Raw genomic sequence first — 21,126 nt, forward strand, 5'->3', positions numbered from 1 at the left:
ATTTTATTATAAAAACAAATTAGAATGAAATACAAACATATACAATAAAGATGGCAACAGATAAAATAAAATGAAAAAAGATTTGTTTTTATACAAATTATTTAGATTATCGTTCACAAGGTAAACTATTTGACCGTTTATATATTATATCTTCAAATCTAATTTAATCACTATATTTAGGAAAAGTCAATGCAATAATATTACAAAAAAAGGCTTAATTTTACAAAATTTAATATCAAATACTGCATAAAATTAGTAGGAATATACGCCATTCATATTGTTTACTTTTTGATTTAAAAAAAGTCTGTGTCATAAAAATCGGGAGGATTACAATATGAATGGGTTTAGTGTAAAGAAATTGTTAAGAAAGGCAAAACAAATTGTAAGCGTTTTATTAGTGTTTGCCCTAGTTTTTACTACGCTTGAAATGCGTACTTTTTTCGTTTCCGCAGAGGAAAGAACGAGTGATGCGTGTGGGAATCCGGCAGTTAAGGTTTATTTATCTAACTGGAGCGGTGGAAACCCGACAAGTCAATCGATGACGAGTTTATTAGGGAAAAAAGATGAATTTAGGGTAGATATTGTAATGGAAGGGGAGTTTGATAAAGGTAAAGCAGATAAATTAAATCTTAAAATAGATTTACCTTACTTCTATTACAATGATGATAATGAACTCATCATAACTTATGATATTAATAAAGTGCCGGAATCTCAGCGTGGAGAAAATCTGATGGGGATTCAAGCAAAAATTGTGGCAAATGGAGATTATGATTTGCCGGCAATATCAAATGGCAGTAAAGAATATGCGTATCGTGGTCCCTTTATCATTAATGGGGAACAAAGCTTAATTGCAGGATCCCCTCAAACATTAACAATAGCTGCAAGTTTTTATGGTAATGTTCCAGAAAATGCGGCTGCAAATATTCAAGTAGGTGGCGGTTATAAGATTTATCAAAATGAGAGTGATGAACGTTGCGAAGTAAATTATTCAGTTGCTCCCGGTGCAAGTGAAAACAGTATTTATACCTTGATTAATTCAAATCTTGCTTGGGAATCTTCAATCAATCAAGTTGAGAGACCGGTAGTATGGGATAAATATAATTATTTTACTTATAAAGTAACAATGAAAAATGTGTCTACCGATGAGGACAGCTATTTTTCAGATTTTGATTTCAACTTTATGGTTCCAAGTGTACAAGAAAAAGAGTTTGGTACACTGGATGAAGATATTATGGCATGGCACTATAATGAAAATGGAGATCCGATAAAAAATGAGGATTTTACTATTGCAGATCATAGCTATGTTGGGGTACCCAATCAAGGCGGTGTATTAGTTTATGATGTTACGGATAAAACTGCTGAAGAACTAGCTGAATGGGATTTATCAGAATATTCAAATGTAAAAGACTCCCCAATGTATTATCATTATTCAAATAATCGAACAATTAATATTCCCGTAACAGATAAAAAAATAATGATGGGAGAAGAGCGAACATACTATGTTGCAATTCCTTTCCCAAATAATATTCCTGATAGTTTGGGCGATATGTTTACGACCCAGTATATTCCAACCATCTATTTTAATAAAGGATTATCTTGGTCAAAAACTACAAGTATAGATACCTATTTTGGAAAGCCGGCACCGGGATTTACACATGAAAAATATGTATTAGACCAAAATGGACAGAAAACAGATCACATCGAAGTAGCAATTGGTGATACAGTCAACTATTATTTATCAGGATTCAAAAATACGGGTAATTTACCTGCATTCAACCCAGTAGTGATGGATACGTTACCTCAATCATTTGATTTGAAGAATCTTCTGATTGAAATGGATTTTTCTCAAGAAGATCCAACTTACATTCCAGTATTAGAAGAATGGTTCAAGAAAGATAATTTAGCAGAATTTGAATTTAAAAAAAGTGACGGAACTTTAGAGTATGTAAGTTTTGGACAATTTAGTGAAGATAGCGATACGGCTACATCTAAAGTTTGGTCACTCCATATGGATGGCAAAATCAAGAATTATTTGGATTCAAACCCGGGAACAGAATTTACCGGACAAATGCGATTTAATCTAGCTAAAAAAATAAGCGTTAATCAGACTTTTAATGGACGCATTGTGGTCAATGGTGAAGCACCTATTTTAGACAGTTATTTAAACACACTCGATACTAATTATGAAATGTGGATTTATGTGGTAAGAGATGGTGATTATACAGTTACCGAAAAAACTGTTCAGCAAGATACGGCACAAGTTGATGCCATTCCTGGAAATCCGGAAATTTATGTGGATGCCTATCATTATGATGGAACAAATTATATTTACAATAATCCATTAAATGCAGTAGCGAATCAAGCCGATACAGGATTTCGCTATCAATTAGGAAATAATTCGATTTCACAGATTATTCCGGCTATCTTCAAATCCGGAGATTTATTAGATGGAAATGGTTTAGGGTTAGTAGCAGATTCAATTAAATTTTCACCGGAGTTAGTTAAAAACAGTGTTATTGAAAAAGTTATTCTTACTAATACCAGGGGCAATAAGGTTGAAATATCGGGAAGTACATTAACTGTAGATGGCAGTGGGGCTATTATTATTGATAAGTCTCAGTGGAGTACAATAGGAAATTTGGGGCATGTAGAAATAAAATTTAAGTCATTTAAAAATAATATTACTTTAGCCGATAGTCTTATTATGATAAATGGTACATTAAATATGGTGGGGTCTTTAACAGTAAAGGGATCATTTGAAACACAATATAATGACATTAATGTGGATAAATATGTAGAACAGTCAGCTACAATTAATATTACACCGGGAGACCCGCTTATTGACGTGGATGCTTTCCATTATGATGAAACTAACGGATATAGTTTTGGGGATCCATTAGGAGCCGCAGTGAATAATGGTAATTCCGGCTATCGTTATCGTTTAGGAAACGCATCTGTTTCACAGATTGCTCCTGCTAGTTTTACTTCTGGTAATATGATCAGCGGTGGAAATGGGTTAATTGTTGATGCAGTCACACTATCTGCCAGATTACTTGATGTGAGTGACATTGATACCGTTATTATCAGAGATAGCAGCGGAAGTCCAGTAACCATTCCTTTTACCTCATTAACAACGAATGACAATGGGGATATTGTGATTAAAAAAGCGCAATGGAACACTTTAAGAAATTTCCAAAATATTGAGATAATTTTTAAATCTTTTAAAAACAATATTGCAATTCAAGATGATATTTATATATTGGTCAATGGAACACCAAATGTTTCAGGAGATTTAACGGTAACAGGAACATTTAAAACACAGTACGGTAATATCTTCGATAAAACAGCTACAGATACAGGAACTTTGAGTGTTCAGGCTATCAATCCAGTGTTAACGGGTAAGAGTTTTGATGCTAAAGGGAATTATTCGGGGATCAATACACCGACGACTTTACCCGCCAATATTTCAAGACTGACAGTAGCCAATAATGAAGATAATAATGGTTATGAATTTGAGGTTGGAAATGGCTCTAATTCCGATGTTGGAGCAGCAAACGTAACAATCGATTTAACAGGAAATGTTGGAGATAAGAATGTATGTTCACAGACATTCTTTGATTGGTTATTCGATCGACGTGATAGTAGCTGTTTACCAATGATTAAGGGATTTGATACATCCGATATTTATTTATCAAGTAATTATGAGCTAGTTGGAGAAATAGATAATATCCAGATTTTTGACTGGGATCAAGATCCAAAGAAAGATACTCCTAAATTGACTTTAGCTTTAGATGATATACAAAAAGCACCGGATGGACGCTTAGTGATTGATAAAACGACGATTGATAATGCCGGAATTGAACGCTTGTTGTTTATTCGTATTGAATTCAAAGATTTTTATGGGCAAAGCAATGCAGGTAATCCGGAGATGCTGAAAATTAATATTGTCGGAAATACAGATTGGTATGATGATTTGGATGCGCTTCTAACATTTAATCCGGAAAATTCAACTATGGCAGATCAAACAAAATCCGTTACAGCCGGATTGACGATCAAAAGACCAGGCTTAATGCTGCATACAGATATTTATTATTATGAAAATACTTTGGAAACTTCTGAACTTTCATCAGTCAATTCAGACGGTAATTTAATGCGCTTAGGCATTCCTTATGATCGTAATTTCAAATATCGTGTATCGATTGAAAATACTGAAATTTCACATTTGGATGATGTGGATTTATTGATCGAACTGCCTATTAATGGAAATACCGGAGATGAAGCAAATACAGGATTCCATACAACGAAAGTAATATTTAATAAAAAATTATTTGAACAGTTTACGGAATTTAAAACATTAACTTTATTTGATCGTAATGATTTAGATCATGGCATTGAATTTATCTATGATAAAACAACTGAGACATTTATTTCTTCTGAATACGGCGCAATAAGCTTTAACAGCGATGGTGAATTAGTATTTGATCAGTTGGCTTCCATCGGTATAAATGAATTAGGTCAAGTTGCCTTATCTGGGTTAGATGTAGTGCTTAAAAATGAAGATACAATAAATGCTTGGGTAGATTTCTATGGCTATTCTGATTCAAATTTTGGTACAGAAAATATCATTAAAGCATCTGCTGAAAACTATATCAACAGTATTCGTGATGATCAGCATAAAATTTCTTCTTCAGATACGGCGATATCTACTGTAAGTAAGATGTACTTTGATACAATATTAACAGCGGGTTATAAAGACAGTGAAATAGGAGATCGTTTTGATCAAACTTCTACACAAGTGGAAGATGTTCGTGGTGGTTATCGTTATCAATATAGTAATTATAATCCATCTGATTCAGTAAGTTTTAAAGATGACAGTGAATTAGATATCGGCTATAAGGCGATAGGTTCTTATATGCTGGACTTCAGGCAATACCTGAATGTCGGATATAATTATCCGATTGACTCAAATCCGCTTGATGGATATGGAGGATATCAAAGTCAAGAACATCAAGGTATGAATTATATTTATACCCAATCCTTTAATACTGCGGCAAATCTTGAAATGACAATGAATTTGCCAGCTGATAAGTTTGATACCTATTATGTGAAAGTGCATCCACGTGCGATTGACTACTTACAAAGTATTACGGTTACTAGAAGTGATGGAACGACAGTCACATTAGAAAGAAAAGATTGGATCAGTGAGGTTGGAAACGGTATTGAAACTGATCCGGATGGAAATCATTACTTCCGTATCAATTTAGTCAATGACAATACGAACTTATACGATACGGTAGCGACCGGAAGTGCAAATACAGACTATTATAAGTCACCGATCGATTATGAAGCAGTGAATCCGGTTACCAGTGTGGTCTTTAATTTGAATATCAACCAGACTGAATCAAGTGATGGCGTGAATGCAAATGATCCAGATTTTGGAAGTTGGTATGATCCAAATAATCAGAAAACAAAATACATGTTTGAAGTTACCGGGCGTTTTTATGAAACCGGAAAAGCAGAAGCAACCGCAGCGACACAGTTAACAGTCGGTGGCGATCGCAGTAAAGTAAGAGTAGATTCTGCTGATAAGAATGATCGTTCAGAGTGGTCATATAAAAATTACTATATATATAAGTATAATTATTATTATAATCAGTATGGTACAGCAGAATACGATGCCCGTCATTTAAAATCAACAGCATGGGTAAATGTCAGAAATGATACAAATAAAGTTTTAAAAGGTGTTCATGATAATCCTAATCTTGATGCGGATATAGATGTGGAATATGGGAAGAAAGATTACTTTTCAGTTAGTTTCTATCGTGAGTCACTGGCAAGAAATCATGACTATGTTTCAGGAAATTATGGCTGGACATACCAAGACTTAGATGATTTTGTAAATAAGATTTCATTTGCCGACGAAGTTATTTTAAAAGATACTCTTCCAAAGATCAGAACCGATGAACAAAATGGTTATTATGGGTTCTTAACCGAAGATATTTCTATACCGGAAGCCTTATATAAATATGTCGACCGTATCGAAATCATCAAACAGCATGTAGAAAAAGATCCAAATTCATCTTTAATTCCAGACAGCGGGGATGGAATGAAAGGATATAAGACGACATTAGATAATGCAAATCCAATCATTGTAACAAAAGATGATTTAGGCAGTGCGGACGAAAACGGTTATTATCAAATTAAATTCCAGTATAAGGAAAGAGATGAATATGCAGTTTCGAGTGGGAATAATGATATTGTATTAGAAAAAAATGACTATATTTATAATTATAAAATTATTCTTAAAAATATCCCGGGAAATGGAGATTATGCCAAAGAGTTATTAGGAAATGCTGATCTTAAAGAAGCAGACCTTCATGGTACAAGTTCAGATGTGGATATCAAAGTAGGCGGGTATGTTTATTTAATTAAGAGTATCAATCCGGTTAATGATGCCATTAATACGATCGGTTCAACTTTAAAGAATGATTATGATCAATCTGCATTAATACCACAGAATGAAGATACAGCATATCTAATGGGATTTAGAATTCCATTTAAAGCTGGATTTGCACTTGAGGGACTATCAAGTGGAATACAATATGATTATGAAAGTGGTGATGATCCAAGCCAAGGAATAATTGCCAATATCACACCGCATAAGACAAGCTTTGGGGTTAAGATATGGAATCAGACAGATGGCGGGGATACAAAGAATAAAGCAACACGAATTAAACAAGTGGATGCTTCTGTTACCCTTGATTCTCGCTATAATATGAAAGCAATTGATTTTCCAAAAGAATTTATAGAGGGAAGTTGGTTTAATATTGATTCCATTACATTAAATTATCCAACAAAATCAGGTAGTAAGAATACATTATTGGATTACGATGCAGATAATACCAATTCGTTAGATCTTGCGCTTTACCTAACAAAATCCGGTGATCCGGATGAACATTATGAATTTAATGTTGATCAATTTATTCGCGATCAAATCAATGAGTTTTCAACCTATAAAGTAGAAAATTCTGCTGAAACATATATAAAAGAACATATCAACAGTTTTACAGTGACAATGTCCGCAGTTAATCCGGATACAGAAGATGATGAAACATTACTTGCTTCATCTCAATATCTGACGGTTAATAAAGCAGCTGGCTATACATTTACTTATAATGGTGTATGGGTAGATCGAACGGAAACAGATGTGAAAAAAGATGAGTGGACAGGAACATCAAGACCGAATTTTGGTATGACTCCTAACACTTATCCAACATTGGGTGCATCGCATTCAATGAATGCGACGTTTACACCAGCAGATTTTAATGCCGAGAATTACCAAGGGAACTTAACCGGGACGACCCCATCTGCTTCATCTACAATAGCCAATTTAGTAGGAAAAATGAATGTGGCGATGGAACGTGGCAAAGTATTAAATATCAATGGTACGGATGTAAATACGTTTGCCTACGATCGTCACTTAGATGAGGCAAGCAATGTAAATGTGGAATCTCCGGTAGCTAATGGTAAACTGATCCCACATGATTATGTGGATTATATGCTGACCGTTGGAGCAGGGGGAGATTCGGCAATCCCACTTCAACATACGGATATGCGCTTTACAGCACCGGTTGGACAGCGTATTATTGGCTGGGAAATTTATTCCAATTCAACGGTTATTGCTGCAGATGATATTACGGCGACAGTAAAAGATGGCGGTAATGATTTAGAATTTAAGAAAGCTTCTTATTATATTAAAGACAGTAAGGATAATGATACAAACTATAAAGAAATCAATATTTCTATAGGAAATGAGACTAAGAGTGAACTAGATAATCAAATTCAAAAGGGACAAGAAATCAAGATTGTTGTTTATACGCAGACAACAAATGAATTGAAGGATAGTAATGGTAACCCTAATTATGAAGAAAAGGTTATCACCGCAAAATATGAGGTAGTAAGTAAGCCTAAACATACTTACAGCCAGTATTCGATTACCGGAAACAACAATAGCAATGCTTCTTGGGGAAGTACTGCTTATTCAAATGCAAATGATGTTGCTTATTATCGTAATCGTACCGATTTTTACAGAAGAAATGGAACACCGTATACAGGATCTGATTATACTTCAATCATTACAAGTAACGTAAAGTTTAAAGAAAAGATTGATGATTTATGGTTTGACTATGTTTACGATGATCCAACATCTCAGTATGACGGACAACCGATGACTTTAAAAGTAACTGGTAAAAAAGGAACAACTAAAGTCGATGTAACAAACAACACGAAGCATAATGCGAAAGAAATAACTTTAGAAGTATCGTTCTTATCCAAAGTAACGCGTAGTGACGGAACAATTGACTATTTCAAAGGATTTGAATTAAATAAAAAACCGGAGTTCAAATATCCCGTTACAATGACGTCAACAAAACCGATTAAAGTAGAATATTTATTTGAAATTAATGGCAAAGACGAGTGGATAGATGGGGATGAAGTTCAAGAAAAAAGTTCAGACTCCATACAGCCAATCGCAGATACCTATTATACTGTTGATGCAAAGAAAATTCGTTGGACATACTATGATGTCCCTGCTGTAGGCAGTGATGGAAAAGAAGTCACTTTTGCAACAACATCAGATCCATTTATATTTGTGGGAACGGGACGCTATAATGATATACGTCAAAATGATAGTTACCAAATAGCGGATCGATTTGAAATGGTGATGGCAGGAACAATTACGCCTATTCATGAACATAATATTTTGATAGATAACACTATTGGCAATGATGTCACTTCTATAAATGTAGTAGAAGAAGTAAAATTTCAAGGAGCTGGACAGATTGCAAAAGAGATTGCGCGTGAAAGACCTGTATTAACCTATCAAACTCAAATATTTAATACAGAAGATGAAGCAATGGTAATCTATGATCCGAATAATCAGGCAAAACAAAAAAAAAGCTATCGACCAAACGATACTATGTGGTATAAGTTGTCGGTCATCAATAATAAACTGAATGCTTCCAATGCTTCTTCAAGTTACCAAGGGGTATTATTAAATCCTGTATTCTATGATAAGATTCCAGAATATGTAACCGCAGATATAGATAACATCAAACTACGTTGGCGAGATAAAAATGGGAATATAAGATCAGATATACCAGATTTAAAAATAAAGGAATACGACATAAACTCTGTCCCTGATTATGGTGGAGATATGGTTGTTCCTAAAGGTTCACCAAAAGAAAGTGTTGGATCTAATATAACCGGAAAAGCTTTTGATGATATTAAACCAACAGAAGCAAACTCAACTAAAATTAATTATAAAGTTTATGAGTTCTCATTTGCGAATGATGTACGTTTAGAGGTTGGAGAATCTATTGAAATTTGGTATGAAGCCACAGCCAGAGAAGAAAATCTACCAATGGTATATACAAATGATGACGGAAATATCTATCCTGAATATTATCCTAAGATGGGAGAATATTATCAAACGGCATTTGGTAATGGCTCTTATAGTATTGCCGGTTGGCCATTAGTGTCAGGTGGAAGAACAGGCGCTCTGGGGGATGGGTATATTCGTTCGGTAGATAACAGTGGCATATTGATGGATATGAATTATTTAATTCATGATGCCGGAATTACAGGAACGGTGAATGCCAATGTAGATAAATGGGAATTTTTAAGAGGTGCAACAACCTATATTCCGGGAACAGCGACAAATGATACAAATGCGCTAGCTCTTTTTGGAAATAATAATACAGTAATGGATTACGACAGTGCTTCAGGAAGTATTTACCAAGCGGTTAAATATGTACCTACTGTCACAGGTAAAGATTTAGATGTTTTACCAACCGGAATACAGTATCAAGGAGCAAACAATGCGAATCGGGATCAATATGAATATGTAGTAAAACCAAGAACAGATGTTACTAAAACAGCTTGGGATAATAAAACTAAAGAACAGCAGACACCGATTGTTTGGTCAGAGGCAAGAACACATTTACAAGCTGCTTGGTTGGCAACGAGTTCGGAGATTATTCCAACAAGGGGTGCCCTGGAATCGGATATTAATTATGCAGACCATGCAAAAGAGTATCTGGGAAATCGCTTTAGTAAAATTAAAAAATGGGATAAATCAAATCCAAACTATGGTTTTTATCAAAGGATTAATTACGGAGATGCCGAAAGACAAACATTGTTCATGGATGACTGTATCTCGACTCTTGAATATAAAGAGACCTATACAGCACGTTTGTCTGCGTATAATTACGGAGATTGGCAGTTGGATGGGGTGGAATTCATTTATGTGCTTCCAAATGGAATGGCACCGCAATTAGATGAAAATGGCAAAATGACTATCAAGGCTAGCACCTTAACCGGAGGAGATTCATTAAATCCAATCTACAGTGCAATTGATAACGGCAAGATTTCCGTCGAAGTATTACAGGAACCCGGTGGAATAAACAGTGGATATTTAACACCAAGAAAGATTCAAGATCCGTTCTTAGTTGATGATCGTACGAATACAACGACCGATGTTTATAGCCATAACCCTGATTATTATACGGCTTCGGAAGCGGAATCATGGGTAATTAAAATCACAGTTAATCAAGAATTAAGTAAGTGGTTTAATCGAGAAAGTAACAAAGGCTATATTTTAAATGTTGATATTGATTGTTTTGTGGAAACTGTCAGTGATAATGAGTACTGGTATGACAAAGTTTTTGCAGCTCCTGTAAAGACTGCGAATAGTCAATACAGTCAGATTTTAGATATTACGGTTTGGCAAGGGTCTACAAAAGATAAAGTATATGATCCGGTAAATGGTCTGCTAAGTACTCAATATGGAGGCATGGACTATTTATGGGATGGTTACGATAATTCATCTGGTGATGCTGATGGTTTTGATGCCATGACTGCCTACAACAGTGGGTCTCCTAACATGCCATATATCAATGGATTTAATATTCAAAACAATGAAGTATTCATTAATAAAGATGTTAATGGAGAAATTGTCAGCGGTGATATGAAAGCCTATTACAGCAGTGGTAAAACCGATGTTTATGCAAGTACGGGAACACGAGCGAAAAAGAGAAAACCGCTTATTCGTACATGGACAACTATCGGGTCAGATCTTGATGGTAGAAACATTGAAGATTACTATTTAAACGCCGAGTTAGATAATAGTTTGATGAATATTCATGTAGAAAATAATTATTATTGGAATGATTTATCTACAAATTTTAATTCCCCTATGAATGGAGGCTATCCGGATTCATCTAGTACAATGCGCCATTTGCATAACTATTCTACGGATGGTGGAAATAAAGGAACTTTCTTCTATCCGGTAATCACAAATATCTTACCGGAAAATATTGTTCCAAAAGACATAAATGGGAAATTATACACAACAAATAACAGTGAAAATGCCACAAGGCAATTAAGTTGGAAGTTGTTTGATGGAAAAACCAATCTGCCAATTGATGCGGAACGGAACTTGTATTCATCCGTTGTGGAATATATTGAAATTGATAAAGAAGATGGCAGTGGGAAAGAAGGACGCTATAAAATTACGTTCTACCAAGATCAATCGGTCCGAGGAGATACTTTGGACGCTAAAATCGTTTCGGGAGATTCAAGAGTCTTTAGTTTCGATTTTACCAATGTTGATGTTCCGGATGACATGACACAAGACGGAGAAAAGAATTCAGAGTTATTGGCACAATATCAAACAAACAATACCTTTGTAACAAGTCAGCTTCCTGGATTCAAATTTATAACGGATGAAGATATTAAAAAAAACCTGTATTCAGTAGGCGCATTATGGAATCCGTATTATGCAGGTCGATATAATACCGGAGATACGAGAAAAGAAGCTGTTTACAATACTGTTTCGGTTCCTGGATCATCATTAACGACTTCAGGCGGAACTTTACCAAATAATAAGGTATCTAAATTGGGTACTCAGTATTCGATTATTGATGCAGTAGAAGATGGTGGAGTAAAACGTTATGATGAAACAGACACCTTTAATTTAGAGGATTATACTCATATTAGAACAGGATTGAATCTAAACGATGCACAAAAAGATTTTAATTTAAGCGGGGCATTGACACATAATGCGATTACCGGTGAAACAATCTTTGAAGAAGGGGTCACAACTTCTATGAGAATTCGTGTTAAATACGCACGTATGGAAACCGAGATTTATGTCAGTGATGATGTGGATGTATTGGGTATGCGTGATGATGAGACGAAAGATGGTATTGATCATTATCCGACCATCAATTTCGATGACCCAGACTATGTGAAAAATGATCTTGATCATAAACAGTTTGGAGATTATTTGTGGTATACCACAAAAGTAATGAATCAGCCGGAAAATGCGGAAGATTATGCTCATTCAGGAGATGTTCTTCACTCAAAGATATCAATCGCAATAAAATTACCTTCAAATGTTTCTTATGAAGAAGATTACTATTTGGAATTCGAGGATTCATTAGGACAAAAGGTAAGAATTACTAAAGAAGATATTGACAGTGGTAATCCTTTACGTACTAAGGGATGGCAGATTGAATTAATGAATCATGTAATCGATCCCGATACTTTAGAAGAAACGCTTGTCTTTGATGTTATTACGGCAGGAGAAGCTGAAAGTTATCAAGATTATTATGATGGCAAAAATTTACCGGGCTATTTTGCTTCAGGCAGTACATTTGATTTTAAAGTCAAGACAGTAATTGATCATTTAGAAGCACCGGACACACTTTTGGTTGGGGAAGATTATTGGGATGAAAACTATGCCGCAAAATCTTATGTAACCTTAAAAGATACAGGTGGAAATTATTTGAATATTCCGGGATTAATTGAGATTCCTCTTGATTTAGTTGGATTTAAACGTAAAGAGACAGATCAGGAAAAAGAGGCTTCTATCCCTGATGATGTTGATATAGATCATAACTATGATGGAGATTTGAAAGATATCTATGCAACAGATTTATCCGCAAGAGTAACTGTGTTGAAACCATCTTCAACAACACGTTTAGATACGTCTATTAAACGTACATTGATCAGTAACCCTGATGCGGGCATTGTGGTTGCAGAAGATCCGAGTATTAAAGGGGCTACTCTAATGAACATCTATATTGATCAGGTAGTCAATTTAAGTGCAGCAGTACCGGAATTTATCATTGATTATCGCGTGCCTTCAAGAGGAACTGAATTAGGAACACTTTATGAAGCACCGATGACGGCAAAATCAATACTTTCTATGATTAAAGAAATAAGAACCGGAGTATGGGAATTACCGGAACCAGATCAATATACCGGTAGTGCGTCTTTAGATGAATTGAAAGATAAACTAAGGGTTCATATCTATGTATTAACAAATGATAATCCACCAGAGACAGCTTATATTAATCCGGGAAATAGTGGGGATTATACAGCATCGCAATGGAAAGATTTAGGAAGTTATGGTCTGACAGAAAATGCTGTAATTGATTTAGAAGATAAAGATTACAGCAGTAATATCACACAGATCCGTTATGTGATCAAAGCAGAGGGAGATATAAAAGAAACCGTAAAATATCCAGTTCCTAAAGGCTTTAGATTATCTGTAGACGCCGATCCAAGTACAAATGGTAAGCAGGAAATGGATGAAATAGATCCAAACCGTGAAAACACTAAAGAATTACCTCAAAGCATTAAAGATAATGCTGCTTATGTACGATTAAGCTCGGCACATATGGATGGTTCAAGCAAAAGATTGCATTTAAATAACTTTGCAACCGGTTGGTCACGTTATGATGACAGCCAATACGGCGCTACGTCTACCGCAGCGCGAGCAGGATATTATGTCAACGCTGAATTACCGTATATGCAGGTTGACTTAAAGCCATATTACTTCCATCGTTATCAAAAAGAAGATAAAACTTATGGATTTGAATGGTCAGATACAGATATGCTTATCAAGCAGAATTTCAGTACAATGCTGAAATATAAAGCGAGCATTCATAATCTGACAGATGCTGAAATAGAAGCAGCCGGATTTAAAGATGAAACACAGGATAATCTTTCTAAGCCGCAGATTTCTACAGTGCTGCCATATTTAGAGGATATTTTAGATACCAATTATGAATACGTGGATGTACACTCTATAGAATATCAAGATTCCTTTGTTCATGATGATTACGCATCAACGGAAAGGTTGGAAAGAAAACAGTCACAATGGACATATTATGTGCTTGATGAAGCAGGAAACATTGTGACAAACTCTAAGATTAAGAGTGTTGATTTCGTAAGTTATTCAAAGAGTGCAGATTTAAGTGGTGTTGATCGAAAGATATTGACTTGGAGCTTTGATGGGTTCTTAGAGCCGGGACAAACGATCGTAGTCGATTATATGGTACCATTAGCGACAAAAGATTTTGGTATGACTTCATCTGACTTGATGAAATGTAGTATTTATGGATATAAGCAAGGTAGTTTAAAACCTTTCATTCCGAAAATTGAAAACAGCAATGAAACTTACGCATTTGAGATTGATAAACGTGATATCAATAATAATGGGATGACAACAAGTGAAGCTACTCTGGTTAAAGGAGTAGGAGGTATTTCATTTGAATCCAGAAAAGCAATGAATCGTTTGAAATTCTCATACTCAGAATATGATACAGCTGGATTTGAAACAACACGACCTTCATTAGTTCCGGAGGGAACAGATTATCAGTTTAAATCGATTATATTAAATCCGGATATTTATGGTACTCCGGGATATAAAGAGATGATTATTTATGATGTCTTGCCATATGCGGACGATCAAAATATAGTCAATGCTCAAAATAAGGATGATCCTAATTCATTAGGGGCTGATCGTGGTTCAAAATGGAATGGTTGGGTGATTCCTGATAGTGTAAAATTATTAAGAATGGAAACACCATCATCAGGTGGTATCATCACTAAAGAATTAACAGATGGTACAGAGTGTGAAATATGGGTAGGACCATTTGAAAAAATCGGAAGTCAAATTAATGTTAAACAGATCAGTGATCTGCCGGCATTTAAAGATACGTCGAATACAGAATTTTATAGTAAGATGTATACAGATCCAGTAATGCGAAGCCAATATTTTGTCCGTTTATCGGATTTAAAAGCGGTTGAAGCGACGGATCCTGAAGCTTACAGTATGCTTTCTAAAAATATTCAAGCAATATGGGCACAGGTTGCAGATGAAAAAGATCTTGGTTTAGATGGCGGTGTCAAATTTGAATTAAATTATTACTTGCATTCTCCATTAAATCTTCCACAATACAATGGCGCTGTTACAAGCGATATGGGGGATGATGCAATCCGTCAAAACGTAGCCGCTTATACAGGATGGAATACCTTTGCCGTTCAAGCAAGACAGGATGCAAACCCAACATCAGTTGTAGAATCTCCACGTGCAGGTGTCTATTTGAATGCACCGGTAGAAAAAGGCTACATCGGAAGCTATGTCTGGTATGATGCTAACTACAATGCGGCTATTGATGAAGGCGAATATGAACGTCGTGATGATGGACGTCTGATCTTCAAGAATAAAACAAAAGATTTGGATTATGACGGTATCTATGATGATCCGGGAATCAATGGCGTGCTAGTCGAACTTCTTTCAGAAAACGGTTATCCGGTAAATAAACTGGGTGAAGCTGTGGTAGAAGAAGAAGGAACAGGTAAATTCATTCTGATTGATGAAGCTACCGGGTTGAAAAAGAAAGACGTTAACGGAACTTATCTTTATACGATTAACGGACCTGCAACGTATACAACCGAAGCAGATGCTTATGGCAATAACGGATATTTCATTATCTCGAATGTAACACCGGGCAACTATAAGCTAAGATATACATTCCCTGAAAAAACATACAACACTCACGCTTTAACCACTCTTGAAATAGGGGATACAAAAGCGAAGATGGATGTTTATCGTGATGGGGATACCCTGCCGGATTTAGGAAACCCGGGAACCGGGGATGTAGAAAGTGATGCACAAACAGTCACCAATAAATTAGTGGTACAAACAGCAGACAGTATTAAGATAGAAGCTATCGGCAGTGATCCAAGCCAATATGCGGCCTATGATGAAAAAATGACATCATATAATGTCGGTGTTTCAAGAGCATATGTATATGGAGGAACAGCATGGGTGGATGAAACTCCTGATCTATCCGATACAAGCAATGTGATTAGTAATGGGTTAATCGATCCATCAGAAAAGCGTTTGGAAAATGTGGACATTACATTCTATGAATTAACGGACACAGGTTTAGTATTAGCTAAGAACGCAGACGGTCAGGATGCTGTTACAAAGAGTGATGTCAATGGATACTTTGAAATGAGCCTATATCCTGAACGCAGTTATTTAGCTGTGGCAAGCACTGTTAATACGGATGGTGTCTATAAACCATCTCCGATTACGATCAATACCGATCCAAAGGTACAAGATGATGATAACGATTTAACTTTATCAAGTGATAAAAAAACAAACCAGACTTTTGTCTTTACTACAGGAGTAGAATTTGATGCAAGCAGTAAACCAATACTGGATGCAAATGGAAATTATTATGGTGTCTATAATCATCTTGGTTTAGGATTTGTTGAAGCAGGACGAGGGTACATCGGTAAATATGTATGGAATGACATCACATATGATGGACTTCGAGGAAATTATATTGATGCTAATCATCAAGTGGTCAGTGAACCGGGAATGGAAAATATCAAATTAATATTAGAAAGATATTATTTTGATGACGCGGAAAATGCATGGAAACCTGTTCCGGAAGCAGTAACGGCATATGAACAACTGACCAATTCAGGAGGATCATATACATTCCAGAATATTAAGACAACCTATACATTAGATGGCAATGTTTATCTTGCCGGATATAAATTGAAAGTAGATATGAGTACATTGCCAGAGCATTATACAATTACTAAATTCAATATGAATAACGGGTTAGATGACAGTAAACTGCCGATCTCAACAACAGATGGATATTTAGATGTTACTCAAGATACGGATTCTGCAGGAATGATCATTATCGCAGAAAAGGCTGATAATGATACGCCAAATGAATATGTGAATACACATGAAGGAATTCGATATGACATTTCTAACGGAAAGATGATCTTAAACTTAGACTTGGGATTGACATCCATTGATACATCAACAATCATCGGAACCATTTGGGATGATAAGAATTATGATGGATTACAAAACCAATATAAAGATGAACATGATCAATTAATAAATGAACCGGGAATAAGTAATGTATCCCTCCATTTAGAACAATATTATTATCATAATGGACAATGGATACAAAAATCAGACTATATATCACCGACAGCCCTTACAGATGCAGATGGTCATTATGTGTTTGATGATGTAGAATCAAATATTATCGTTGACGGTGAGCGCTATGTGACTGGTTATAAAGTGAAAGTAAATCAACTGCCAGCCGATTATGCGGTAAGTAAATATCGAGTAGGCAGTGATGATACAGTCAATAGTGATTTAAAAGAAAACAATTTGTATTTGAATGCGGATGATGAATACATCATAGTCGCTAAAGAAGTAACGAATGTTGATTATGATCAAGATTACGTTATTCAAAATAATCTTGGAAAATATGATGTCAATAAAGTCACCCATCGAACCGACTATGATGGTGGATTAATCAAATTTGAAAAAGCAGATCTCAAAGGAACCATTTGGGAAGATAAAAACTATAATGGACTTTTAGATACGTATAAAGATGACAGCGGTAATGTCTTTGATGAACCGGGAATTGCCAATGTTGATCTGCAGCTGCAGCAATATTATCTGGATGGAACAGTATGGAAAAAAGTTCCGGAAGCTCAATGGAATCCACTAACGCATCAAGCAGCTACGGATACTGACGGTAACTATATCTTTGAGGATTTAGACACGTATGTTCATATCAACAATCAAAATTATTTAGCTGGGTATCAGGCAAATGTATTAAGAGTTCCTGATGCTGAAAAATATGCAGTTACCCTATACAAAGTTCCTGTAACAGGGGATGCAAGAAACAGTGATTTATCAAAAGATTATCAAATTCATGAAAGCACGGACTATTTAGTAATTGCAGATGAAGTTGCTGTGGGAAGTGTGGAAAATACACCATATATCATTAATGTAAATGGAAAACGCTATGACTTTATTACTGCAAAAGACAATATTAATAATGATGGTGGATTGGTCCAATATGAAAAATCTGCGATTAGAGGAAATGTGTTTGAAGATGAAGATTATGATGGTATCTATGACACTGAAGAAAATTACGCAAAAATAAAGGAAGCTGCAGACAATGGAACACCATTGGAAGTGACATTAAAAGGCTATTATCAGGATGAAAATGGCATCTGGCAAGTGAGATTGGATGAATATGGTAATGCCTATGAACGAAAAGTATTAGTTGATGATCATGGTGAATATGTATTCAGTCAAGTTGATACGCAGATTTATGCGTCTGGTAAACATTATCTTGCCGGATATCAGCTGTTTATAAACACTATTCCAGATGGCTATGGATCAACTCGTTATTTAATGAATAACGGAAAACAAGACAGTGCCTTATATAAAGACGGTAATCTGTTATCCATCACAAAGACAACATCGGATAAAGGGTATCTTGGATCAAGCTTTGAAGAATTAAATGGTTACATTATTCCGGCTTATCACAATGCAGAAACAGACAGTGTTAATGCGGCAACTGTAATTAATGGTTATGATATTGTAAGGTCCAGAGATATAGATCATTATAATATCGGATTTACCGATAAAGTCGGTGGACAAATCAAAGGAACATTATTTGATGATGAAAACTATAATGGGTTCTTTGATAAGAATGAAGCAGGTATTAATGGTATTGATGTTTATCTTGAACAATATTTCTTATTAGATGATGGAACATGGTCATTAAATAAAGAAGATTATGCTCAGACCCAAACACAAACAATAAACGGAAAAGACGGAATATTCTTGTTTGATGCAGTACCGACCCATATAACCTTAGCTGATGGCAGCGTACACTTAGCTTCATATAAAGTGAAAGTGGGAGATATCCCAGAAGAGTATGGCATCACTTACTTAAATATGCGCAGTCAAGATTCAACGGATTTATATGATGAAACAAGAGACAGTGATCTCATCGCAGATACACATTACCTGACTTTAGGGGATGGAAAGAAAGCCAGTGATGAATATATTTTGACAGCTTATCCATTGAAGGAAAATGATCCACGTAATGAAGATTACATCTATACTTATAATGGACAGGACTATGATATTTTGGATAATCAAACGATTAATGACTTTGATGGTGGATTGGTTCAGTTTAAATTAGGAAGTATAGAAGGAGATGTTTGGCTAGATAGCAGTGATAACTTGGAGACAAGCTATAACGGTATTAAAGATCCAAATGAAAAAGGCATTGCAGATCAAAGTGTTATCTTATCTCAATACTTATTGAAGAATGGTAAATGGGAATTAGTAGAAGATGGAGACCGCTCAACTTTAACAAATGAAAACGGGCATTATCTGTTTGCAGATTTACCGGTGTATAAGAAAGAGGATGATGGTACACGATATCTCTATGGCTATCAGTTGAAGTTGGAAACAATGATAGAAGAATACGCTGTGACAAAATATCGTCAAGGTGATGATCCGGTAAAAGACAGTGATTTAAACGTAGAAACATCAAGTATGACTAAAGCTGATGAATATATTATTTTAGCTCACGATGCAACTCATGACGACTATATGAATAAGCCATATACAATCAAAGTAGATAACGGATGGTTTAAATCTGCCAGCTACTATGACATTTTAGTGGGTGAGCATAATAAGGATTACAGTGCCGGATATGTGGAATATCAATTAGGAAGCATTGAGGGGATTGCATTTGAAGATGAAGATTATGACGGAATTTATAATAATGGCGATCAAGTTAAAGCGGAAGTACTGGTAAAATTAAAACGCTATTATTACAAAAGTGATGAAAGAAAATGGATTGAAGATAACCGCAGTCCAAGAGTCATTGCCGATGAAGAAAGACCGGAAAGCATTTATCGTCAGCTGCTCACTGATCAAAACGGACATTATATCTTTGATAATTTAGAGACCTATAAAGAAATGGATGGAAAACGCTATATTTATGGGTATAAATTATGGATAGATGATATTCCTCAGGGAATTGCCGCAACAAAATATCAGCAAAATAATGGTGAAAAGGACAGTGCTTTAAAAGCAGATACGAAGCAGTTAATAAAGAGTGATGTATCATTGCCGGAAATAAACGATGGATATTTGACAGTCGCTGAAAATGTCAGTCAGGAATCTTATCAGAATGCACATTATGTAATTGGAAAATATGATACGATTGCCGCTAAATCATTAACGGATTATAATGCCGGATTTACAACGATTGATACGGGAAGCATCGCCGGAATTGTATGGGAAGATGCTGATCAAGATGGTATTCGCCATGAAAGTGAAAAAGGAATGGCAGGTATCGAAGTAACTTTGGAAACTTACTATTACCAGAATGGAAAATGGCAGGAATTAAAGGATAAGATCGCATTGAAAGCGACAACAAGTGAAGAAGGTAAATATGAATTTAATCACTTGCCAACTTATGGCTATATAAATGAAGAACTTGTTTTATATGGGTATAAAGTAAAAATAGAGAATTATCCAAAAGATTATAAAGTAACCAGTTATCATGCCAATGATATGTATTTAGACAGTGACCTAAATGGCAATACCGGCTATTTATCAGAGTATGAAGAATTAATGGTCTTAGCTTCAAAAGCAGATCAGACGATTGATCCAATGTATACAATAAACGGCTATAACATTGTGAAAGGGTCTGATATCCGTGATTTAGATGCCGGATTCGCATTATTTGATCCAGAATATGAAACGGTAATTGAAAATGTAGATACTGGAGATCGAAATCAGATGATGGGGGCAGTAGGATTGCTCGCATTATCCGGAATAGCATTCCTGATGCTAGGCAGAAAGAAAAAAGAAAATGATGAGAAGGAGTAAGCGTATACTCCTTT

Annotated in this window: 1 protein-coding gene; it reads left to right on the top strand. The window is 35.4% G+C overall.

Annotated elements, in window-relative coordinates; all coding sequences use genetic code 11:
* The first annotated feature begins 334 nt into the window (after positions 1 to 334).
* Positions 335 to 21,112, top strand: a complete 20,778-nt coding sequence (locus BN1225_RS13750; protein ID WP_041140343.1) for an SdrD B-like domain-containing protein — start codon at positions 335 to 337, stop codon at positions 21,110 to 21,112.
* Positions 21,113 to 21,126: the final 14 nt, after the last annotated feature.

Origin of the sequence: Beduini massiliensis (assembly GCF_000829905.1) — a bacterium.
GTDB lineage: Bacteria > Bacillota_I > Bacilli_A > Erysipelotrichales > Coprobacillaceae > Beduini > Beduini massiliensis.

Bases quoted from the DNA above. Each gene is read 5' to 3' on its own strand.
- BN1225_RS13750 (WP_041140343.1), top strand. From the start codon at position 335: ATGAATGGGTTTAGTGTAAAGAAATTGTTAAGAAAGGCAAAACAAATT.